General features: G+C 71.2%; 6 protein-coding genes and 2 pseudogenes. 3 read left to right on the top strand and 5 right to left on the bottom strand.

The window, feature by feature from the left end; translation table 11 throughout:
- Nucleotides 1-119: pseudogene (locus tag ACWCYO_RS24070) on the bottom strand (acyl-CoA dehydrogenase); the annotation flags it as partial.
- A gap of 207 nt (nucleotides 120-326) precedes the next feature.
- Between ACWCYO_RS24070 and ACWCYO_RS24065 the strand changes: the two are divergent.
- Nucleotides 327-1,664, top strand: a complete 1,338-nt coding sequence (locus ACWCYO_RS24065) for a UDP-glucose dehydrogenase family protein (RefSeq protein ID WP_449785341.1) — start codon at nucleotides 327-329, stop codon at nucleotides 1,662-1,664.
- 246 nt (nucleotides 1,665-1,910) lie between these two features.
- Here ACWCYO_RS24065 and ACWCYO_RS24060 read toward each other — a convergent pair whose 3' ends face one another.
- Nucleotides 1,911-2,336: a CoA-binding protein gene (locus ACWCYO_RS24060; RefSeq protein ID WP_270146612.1), complete on the bottom strand. Its 426-nt coding sequence runs from the start codon at nucleotides 2,334-2,336 to the stop codon at nucleotides 1,911-1,913.
- Between the two features lie 137 nt (nucleotides 2,337-2,473).
- Between ACWCYO_RS24060 and ACWCYO_RS24055 the strand changes: the two are divergent.
- Nucleotides 2,474-2,670 (top strand): annotated as a pseudogene (locus ACWCYO_RS24055) (CoA-binding protein); the annotation flags it as partial.
- A gap of 3 nt (nucleotides 2,671-2,673) precedes the next feature.
- Here the strand turns inward: ACWCYO_RS24055 and ACWCYO_RS24050 are convergent.
- From ACWCYO_RS24050 to ACWCYO_RS24040, 3 genes are read right to left on the bottom strand one after another with little or no spacing between them, the layout of a single operon-like run.
- Nucleotides 2,674-3,879 carry a dipeptidase gene (locus ACWCYO_RS24050; protein ID WP_270146611.1) on the bottom strand — a complete coding sequence of 402 codons (1,206 nt, stop codon included), beginning with the start codon at nucleotides 3,877-3,879 and terminating at the stop codon, nucleotides 2,674-2,676.
- A gap of 33 nt (nucleotides 3,880-3,912) precedes the next feature.
- Nucleotides 3,913-4,437 (bottom strand): 5-(carboxyamino)imidazole ribonucleotide mutase, encoded by a 525-nt coding sequence (gene purE / locus ACWCYO_RS24045; protein WP_270146610.1) that lies wholly within the window; start codon nucleotides 4,435-4,437, stop codon nucleotides 3,913-3,915.
- Nucleotides 4,434-5,573 carry a 5-(carboxyamino)imidazole ribonucleotide synthase gene (locus ACWCYO_RS24040; protein WP_270151208.1) on the bottom strand — a complete coding sequence of 380 codons (1,140 nt, stop codon included), beginning with the start codon at nucleotides 5,571-5,573 and terminating at the stop codon, nucleotides 4,434-4,436. The genes purE and ACWCYO_RS24040 overlap by 4 nt, the downstream gene beginning before the upstream one ends.
- A gap of 290 nt (nucleotides 5,574-5,863) precedes the next feature.
- Here ACWCYO_RS24040 and ACWCYO_RS24035 point away from each other — a divergent pair, with 290 nt between their 5' ends.
- Nucleotides 5,864-6,379, top strand: coding sequence for a GtrA family protein (locus ACWCYO_RS24035; protein WP_270146609.1), 516 nt, complete (start codon nucleotides 5,864-5,866; stop codon nucleotides 6,377-6,379).
- Nucleotides 6,380-6,444 lie beyond the last annotated feature (65 nt).

The following is a 6,444-nucleotide window of genomic DNA, read 5'->3' as shown; positions in this document are numbered from 1 at the left end:
TCCGCCGCGAACGGAGCGATCTTCGCCTCGGCCAGCGAACGCACCGCCTCACGGAGCATCTCGTGCTCCTCGGAGATGCGGAAGAGATCGAAGTCAGCCGCCCCTGCGCTGCCCGCCATGATGCCTGCCTCGTCGTCCAGTGACCGACGTCCGAACGACGTCTGATCCGAGTCGAATCGCGGTTAACTACCGTTCAGTAGAGATCCTAGGGCGCCGACCTGCGACTGCCTAGCGTCGTCGGCATCCGGGCGATCGGTGCCGGGCCGGGCGGGGCGGATAGCATCAGGGGCACCCTCTACTGGTCGAACCCGCACTAAGGGGAACCCGTGACCCTCCGCATCTCCGTGATCGGCACCGGCTACCTCGGCGCCACGCATGCCGCCGCGATGGCCGAGTTCGGCTTCGAGGTGTTGGGTCTGGACATCGACCCGGACAAGATCGCCATGCTCACCGCCGGCCGCGTGCCGATGTACGAGCCGGGCCTGTCCGAGCTGCTGCTCAAGCACGTGGCCGGGCACGAGGGCTCGACCGGGCGGCTGCGCTTCACCACCTCCGCCAAGGAGGCCGCCGAGTTCGGCGACGTGCACTTCGTCTGCGTCAACACCCCGCAGCGCAAGGGCGAGTTCGCCGCCGACATGTCGTACGTGGACACCGCGATCGACGAGCTCGCCCCGCACCTGACCCGCCCGGCCCTGGTGGTCGGCAAGTCCACCGTGCCGGTCGGCTCGGCGGCCCGGCTGGCCGAGCGGCTGGCCGCGCTGGCGCCGGTCGGCGAGGCCGCCGAACTCGCCTGGAACCCGGAGTTCCTGCGCGAGGGCTTCGCCGTCCAGGACACCCTGCGCCCGGACCGGATCGTGGTCGGCAGCCAGAGCGAGCGGGCCGAGCGGCTGCTGCGCGAGGTGTACGCCGAGCCGATCGCCGCCGGGGTGCCGTTCCTGGTCACCGACTACGCGACCGCCGAACTGGTGAAGGCCGCCGCCAACTCCTTCCTGGCCACCAAGATCTCCTTCATCAACGCGATGGCCGAGGTCTGCGAGGCGGCCGGCGCGGACGTCACCCTGCTCTCCACCGCCCTCGGGCACGACGAGCGGATCGGCCGCAGGTTCCTCAACTCCGGCCTCGGCTTCGGCGGCGGCTGCCTGCCCAAGGACATCCGGGCGTTCATGGCCCGGGCCGGCGAGCTCGGCGCCGACCAGGCGCTGACCTTCCTGCGCGAGGTCGACTCGATCAACATGCGGCGCCGCTCGCGGATGGTCGAGCTGGCCCGCGAGCAGTGCGGCGGCGGCTTCCTGGGCCGTCGGGTCGCCGTCCTCGGCGCCGCCTTCAAGCCCGACTCGGACGACATCCGGGACTCCCCCGCCCTCAACGTGGCCGCCCAGATCCAGCTCCAGGGCGCCCAGGTCACCGTCTACGACCCGAAGGCCGTGGACAACGCCCGCAAGATGTTCCCCTCCCTGGCGTATGCCGACTCCGCCCTGGAGGCCGCCGAGGGCGCCCACGTCGTGCTCCACCTCACCGAGTGGGCCGAGTTCCGCGCGCTCGACCCGGCCGAGCTCGGCGCCGTCGTCGCCGAACGCCGCCTGCTGGACGGCCGCAACGTCCTCGACGCCGAAGCCTGGCGCGCCGCCGGCTGGACCTACCGCGCCCTCGGCCGCCCGAGCTGAGGCACCTGCCCCCGGTCGGGCAGTGCCCTCAGCCGATCAGCCGACTACTAGCGGCGGTTGACTGATTCGTGTGCGCACCCTTGTTTGTGGGTCGACGTGACCCGCAAACACGCAGTGCACCACAAGCGAGTCGGCGACCCTCAGCTGTGGATCGAGGCGCTCGGTTCCGGGTTCACCGCCTGGTTCATGACAGGCCGGGCCCCTTTCCAAGTTCGGAAGGGGGCCCGGTGCCCGTACGTGTTCTGCTCAGCTGAAACGACCGGCCAGGCCGAGACGGGGAATCTCGATGGCGGGGCACTTGTCCATCACCATCGCGAGACCCGCAGCCCGCGCCCGGTCGTACGCCGCCTCGTCGATCACGCCGAGCTGGAACCAGACGGCCTTGGCGCCGATGGCGGCCGCTTCGTCCGCGACCTCACCGGCGAGGTCGGAGCGGACGAAGACGTCCACGACGTCGACCTCGAAAGGGATGTCCGCGAGGGACGCGTACCCCTTCTCGCCGTGCACCGTCTCCGCCTTCGGGTGCACCGGCACGATCCGCTTGCCGAAGCGCTGGAGGACCTCGGCGACGCCGTAGGCCGCTCGTCGCCGGTTGGACGAGAGGCCCACGACGGCCCAGGTGTCCCCAGACTCGGTAAGGATCTTCCGAACCGTCTCCGGGTCGCCGTACATGCCCTGCCTCCTCGCAGCCGGGTGCCGAGAACTCACCAAACCCCAGCGCCACCGCTCCCCCGGCCATTCCCTACCGAGATCTGGGCTGGTCAGCGCGCCAGGTCGATAGGAAATCGGATGGCACCTGGCGTAACCGTCCGGGTGACGTGGCGGACGTGTTCGTGAACAGCGCGCTGGCCGGGGGGGTGGCGGACCGGGCGGTGGCGGTCGGGGCGAAGGCGGTCTGGTTCCAGCTGGGTGTCATCGACGGGGCCGCGTACCGGCGGACCCGGCCCGCGGGGTCTCGATGGTGATGGACGGGTGCCCGGCCGTCGAGATCCCGCGGCTGGGCTGAGCGTCAGCCGTCGAGCTGGGCGATGGTCGCGATGGAGGGCCTACGGGTGGCCCGCAGGGAGGCGGCGACCGACTCGGCGTCGCGCAGGACGCGGACGGCGTTGTGCCAGGTGAGCTTGGCCAGGTCGGCCTCCGACCAGTGCCGGCCGAGGAGTTCGGCGACCAGGTTGGGGTAGCCGGCCACCGAGTCGAGGCCGTCCGGCAGGAAGGCGGTGCCGTCGAAGTCGCCGCCGATGCCGATGTGGTCGATGCCCGCGACCTCGCGCATGTGGTCGAGGTGGTCGGCGACGGTGGCCGGGGTGGCGATCGGGCGCGGGTTGGCGGCCTCGAAGGCGCGCTGGCGCTCCATGGCCGGCGGGGTGGTGTCCAGCGGGTGGAAGCCGTGGGCGCGCATGTTCGCGTCGGCGGCCAGGGTCCACTCGATGGCGGCGGGCAGGATGAACTTCGGGACGAAGGTCGCCATCGCGACCCCGCCGTTGGCGGGCAGCTGGGCGAGCACGTCGTCCGGGATGTTGCGCGGGTGGTCGCAGACCGTGCGGGAGGAGGAGTGCGAGAAGACCACCGGTGCCTCGGTGACCCGCAGGGCGTCCCGCATGGTGTCGGCGGAGACGTGCGAGAGGTCGACCAGCATGCCGAGCCGGTTCATCTCCCGGACGACCTCCTCGCCGAACCGGGTCAGTCCGCCGGCCACCGGCTTGTCGGTCGCGGAGTCGGCCCACGGCACGTTGTCGTTGTGGGTGAGGGTCAGGTACCGCACGCCGAGTTCGTACAGGGCGCGCAGGGTGGCCAGCGAGCAGTCGATCGAGTGGCCGCCCTCGGCGCCCATCAGCGAGGCGATCCGGCCCTCGGCGCGGGCGGCCTCCATGTCCGCGGCGGTACGGGCGAGGCGCAGCCGGTCCGGGTAGCGCTCGACCAGGGCGTGGACGAAGTCGACCTGCTCCAGGGTGGCGCTCACCGCGTGGTCGCCGGCCAGCGAGGCGGGCACGTAGACGGACCAGAACTGCGCGCCGACCCCGCCCTCCGCGAGGCGGGCGAGGTCGGTGTGCAGGCGCTCGCTCTGGTCGGCGGCGAGGTCGAGCGCGCCGAGGTCGTACCCGGCCTGCTCGCGCATCGCCCAGGGGAGGTCGTTGTGGCCGTCCACCACGGGGGCGGTGCGCAGCAGGGCTCGGGCACGGTCCAGCGGGGTGGCGGAGTCCGTCTGAGAAGTCATACGGGCTGTTCTACCCCACCCCGTCGGCGGGTCTTACTTGCCGAAGCCGAAGGAGGAGGAGCCGGCCACCTTGGCCCGGAGCTTCTTGCCCTTCTCGGTGGCCTGGCTGTTGAGCTCGGCCTGGAAGTCGGTCATCTTCTCGGTGAGTTCGGGGTCGAAGGCGGCGAGCATCCGGACCGCGAGCAGGCCCGCGTTGCGCGCGCCGGCCACCGAGACGGTCGCGACCGGCACGCCGGCCGGCATCTGGACGATCGACAGCAGGCTGTCCATGCCGTCCAGGTAGCGCAGCGGCACCGGGACGCCGATGACCGGCAGCGGGGTGACGGAGGCCAGCATGCCCGGCAGGTGGGCCGCGCCGCCGGCGCCCGCGATGATGGCCTTCAGGCCGCGCCGGTGGGCGTTCTCGCCGTACGCGACCATCTCGCGGGGCATCCGGTGGGCGGAGACGACGTCCACCTCGTACGGGATCTCGAACTCGTCCAGGGCCTGGGCGGCGGCCTCCATGACCGGCCAGTCGGAGTCCGAGCCCATCACGATGCCAACGACAGGGTTCGTCATTCGGTGATCGTTCCTCGCAGGTAGGCGGCCGCATGGCGGGCGCGCTCGCGGACGTCGTCGAGGTCGTCCCCGAAGACGTTGACGTGGCCGACCTTGCGGCCGGGCTTCACGTCCTTCCCGTACATGTGGATCCGCAGCCCGGGGTCGCGGGCCATGCAGTGCAGGAAGGCGTGGTACATGTCCGGGTAGTCGCCGCCGAGGACGTTGACCATGACGGTCCACTTGGCGCGCGGCCGGGGGTCGCCGAGCGGGAGGTCGAGGACGGCCCGCAGGTGGTTCTCGAACTGCGAGGTGACGGCGCCGTCCTGGGTCCAGTGCCCGGAGTTGTGCGGGCGCATGGCGAGCTCGTTGACCAGGATCCGGCCGTCCCTGGTCTGGAACAGTTCGACGGCCAGGTGGCCGACGATGCCGAGCTCGCCGGCGATCCGCAGGGCGAGCTGCTGGGCCTCGTCGGAGAGGGCGGGGTCGAGGTCCGGCGCGGGGGCGGTGACCTCGGCGCAGACGCCGTTCTCCTGGGTGCTCTCGACGACCGGGTAGGCGACGGCCTGGCCGCTGGGCGAGCGGACCACGTTGGCGGCCAGCTCGCGGACGAAGTCGACCTTCTCCTCGGCCAGCACCGGGACGCCGGCCAGGAACGGCGCCTGGGCCTCGTTCTCGTCGTCGACGACCCAGACGCCCTTGCCGTCGTAGCCGCCGCGGACGGTCTTGAGCACGACCGGATAGCCGGTGCCCTCGTCGGCGAAGGCGGTGACGTCGGCCGGGTCGGCGACGATCCGGTGCCGGGGGCAGGGCACGTCGATGGAGTCGAGCTTGGCCCGCATCACGCCCTTGTCCTGGGCGTTGACCAGCGCGTCCGGGCCGGGGCGGACGGCGATGCCGTCGGCCTCCAGGGCCCGCAGGTGCTCGGTGGGGACGTGCTCGTGGTCGAAGGTGATGACGTCGCAGCCGGCCGCGAAGCGGCGCAGGGTGTCGAGGTCGCGGTAGTCACCGAGGACGACGTCGGAGACCACCTGTGCGGCGGAGTCCTGGGGGGTGTCGGCGAGGAGCTTGAACCTGACCCCGAGCGGGATTCCCGCCTGGTGTGCCATGCGGGCCAGCTGCCCGCCACCGATCATGCCCACCACTGGAAAATTCACATTGCCCGGGGAAGTCACCACGCCAGGATATCCGGGCCGGTGGGGGGCGTTGGAGCCGCGGTGGGGCCGTGAGTAGTGGACGCGCGTAGATGTCAACCCCGGTCCCGGACAGCTGAGCCGTTCGGTGGAAGCGGGTAGCCTGGGCGGCTAGGTCCTCGTCCGCGCGGTCGGATCATGTGCGTGCACGCAGGGCTCAAGGGGTGTCCCCGGCCCAGTGGGACATCCTCTTCCCCGCAGGTACATGGAGGCCACCCGGTATGGCGACGACCGCTGCTTCGAACCCCTCACTCATGCAGAAGGTGCGTGGGATCAGGGGCGAGGTCGTGAAGTTCGGCATCGTCGGACTGAGCGGCGTGGTGGTCAACTTCGCCGTGTTCTGGGTCTGCAACATCGGCCTGGGCATCGCCTCGCTGCGGTCCAACATCGCCGCGACCGTGATCGCGATCGCCACCAACTACCTCGGCTACCGCTACTGGCTGTACCGGGACCGCGACGCCGCCTCGCGCAAGCGGGAGATCACCCTCTTCCTGGTGTTCAGCGGCTTCGGCATGCTGATCGAGACCGGCGTGCTGGGCTTCTCCCAGTACGTACTGGGCCTGGACTCGAACTTCGAGAAGATGGGCGCCAAGGTCGTCGGCCTCGCCATCGCCACCGTGTTCCGCTTCGTCTCCTACCGCACCTGGGTCTTCAAGGCCCTGCCGGAGACCGCGCCGCCCGCCGTGGAGTCCACCAGCGGCCAGGAGCTGGCCGCCCAGGCCGAGCTGATGCTGGCCGCCGAGCAGATCCGCTACGCCAAGGCGGAGTAGGGCCGGGCTCCCCGCTCGCCCCCGCTTGCCCCGCCCGCTCCGGCGGGAGGACAGTGGTGGCCGAG

Source organism: Kitasatospora sp. NPDC001683 (genome assembly GCF_053596495.1).
This window is presented reverse-complemented; position numbering and strand designations above follow the sequence as displayed.

What these genes read in the sequence shown, in the direction of transcription:
- purE (WP_270146610.1), bottom strand. Translation starts at nt 4,437, where the DNA reads ATGACGAACCCTGTCGTTGGCATCGTGATGGGCTCGGACTCCGACTGG.
- ACWCYO_RS24060 (WP_270146612.1), bottom strand. Translation starts at nt 2,336, where the DNA reads ATGTACGGCGACCCGGAGACGGTTCGGAAGATCCTTACCGAGTCTGGG.
- ACWCYO_RS24035 (WP_270146609.1), top strand. Translation starts at nt 5,864, where the DNA reads ATGCAGAAGGTGCGTGGGATCAGGGGCGAGGTCGTGAAGTTCGGCATC.
- ACWCYO_RS24050 (WP_270146611.1), bottom strand. Translation starts at nt 3,879, where the DNA reads ATGACTTCTCAGACGGACTCCGCCACCCCGCTGGACCGTGCCCGAGCC.